1 pseudogene is annotated in these 1,524 nt (G+C 30.3%); it reads right to left on the reverse strand.

Annotated features, from left to right (window positions below):
- Positions 1–1,524 (reverse strand): annotated as a pseudogene (locus WBN21_RS01675) (ribonuclease HII); the annotation flags it as partial.

Raw genomic sequence — 1,524 nt, forward strand, 5'->3', positions numbered from 1 at the left:
ATAATGGTATTATTAGCCGATTTAAAAGTAAAGCCATTAATAGTTTTTCCTTTTATATCATACATTAATACGTTTTTTCCTTGAGTTACTAAAAAGCGATAATTTTTACGGTTATCATAATCAAAAACAGCAAGTGGTTGCGTAATATCATCATTAAAGTTTAAGGCAAAAGGTTTAACATCTTTGCCGTTTCTATCTAAAACATAAACTCTTTTTGGAGTAGCAAAGGCTAATTGAAGTCTTCCGTTTTTATACATGTCAATTTGTTCAATACGTCCTAAAACAGGGCCTTGCAGTTGTTTTTTCCAAAGAATTTTACCATTGTTTGAAATTAAATATAGATTGTTATTCACGTCCTGAACAACAATTTCTTTCTGTTTAGTTCTGTGATTTATTACAAATTGAGGGGTGTTTAAAATTGCCTTATCAAGTTTGATATTTAATTCTTCTGAAATGGAATTTATAGAAGCTCTTGTTTTCTGCTTGGTAATAATGCCATTAACGTGGGCAAAATTATAGTCGTAAATAAATTGAATAGCCGAGGTGTTGTAATCTTTAATATCGGCATTTGAAAGCGCTTCAGTATTTTTATTTAGTATCGTTTTTAGCGTTGAAGCGTTTGAAACTTGTAATAAAGACGAAGCATCGCTCAGGTTTTCTTTTGCATCTTTAAAATATGATTTTTCCCCAAGGGTTGTTTTGTTTTGATAATTAGCAATGATATTCTGAAGCATTTCTGAGTCATTAGAAAAAACAAAAAAGTTATCTAAAACACAATATAAATTCGCCTTTTTGTAACTAATTAAAGGGGCGAATGTTTTGGCAAATAATATTGGTTGGCTAAAATTATAAATATTAATTTCTCTATAGGTTTCTGCTATGGATTGTTCGCCTAATAGGGCGTCATTTGTAGCAATTACATCGGTGGAATTTAAAACAATGGCTCGTTTTTCGTTTTCATAAATAACCCCAACTTCAATAACTTCGCTAAAAAGGGGATGGCTATTTGAAATAGAATCACCTTTGTTGAATTTTGATAAATTGGATTCAATAACATCGAAAGTATTAAACGTAAAACTCATAAACCCATCGCTATTAGAGGGTGTGATGTTTTGGGTTTGATTAATTTGCGGTTTGGTATTTTTAAAAATATTAATCAGACTTTCAGTAGAATCTATTGCTTTTGTGATACCGTTAAAATAAGTTTCATTTTGATTCAGCTCCAAATCAATAGCTAAATAATTGCTGAATGCATTTAACGAAAGCGAATCTTCAATAAATAAGGACTTTATAAACTCGTTTTTAGGGCCGATTATTAATGAAAATGTTTTATCGTTATTGGCCGTTTTATATATTTTTTCGAGTTCGGGATTTTCATTTATGGCTTCAAAAGCGTTGTCAACAAGTTTTTTTGAGGAGGATGCGAAAAAAGTGCTATCAATTATTGCACTATATATAGTGTTGCTGCCAATAGTAGATTTTAAGATGGATTTTTTTCTGTAAATAAGCTTTTCTTCAGTATAG

This window comes from Algibacter sp., from assembly GCF_049667265.1.
Classification (GTDB): Bacteria; Bacteroidota; Bacteroidia; order Flavobacteriales; family Flavobacteriaceae; genus Algibacter_B.